Below are 311 nucleotides of genomic sequence, written 5' to 3' on the forward strand. Positions count from 1 at the left end.
GGTCATGGGGGACGACCAGGCCAACTTTGACTGTTACGTCCAGTCGACATGCGAGGCACTCCGGATGGAGGCTGCCGCCTTCGTCGAAGCCCTGGAGGACAGTCCTACATTGCGACCGTTCCTGTTGCGCTATGTCCAATATTTCCACGTTCAGACAAGCTACACCGCATCGATCAACGCACGGCAGAGCCTGGAAGTCCGACTGGCGAGATGGCTTCTGATGTGCAGCGACCGTACTGTCGGCGACCGGCTCATGATAACCCATGAATTTCTGTCCATCATGCTTGGTGTCAGGCGTCCGGGGGTTACCG

At 57.9% G+C, this 311-nt stretch carries 1 protein-coding gene; it reads left to right on the top strand.

What is annotated here, in order from left to right; translation table 11 throughout:
- The coding region (locus tag EOB49_RS37165; RefSeq protein WP_206526219.1) for a Crp/Fnr family transcriptional regulator at positions 1-311 on the top strand (311 nt) is incomplete at both ends.

This window comes from Mesorhizobium sp. M7A.F.Ca.MR.148.00.0.0 (assembly GCF_003997735.1).
Classification (GTDB): Bacteria; Pseudomonadota; Alphaproteobacteria; order Rhizobiales; family Rhizobiaceae; genus Mesorhizobium.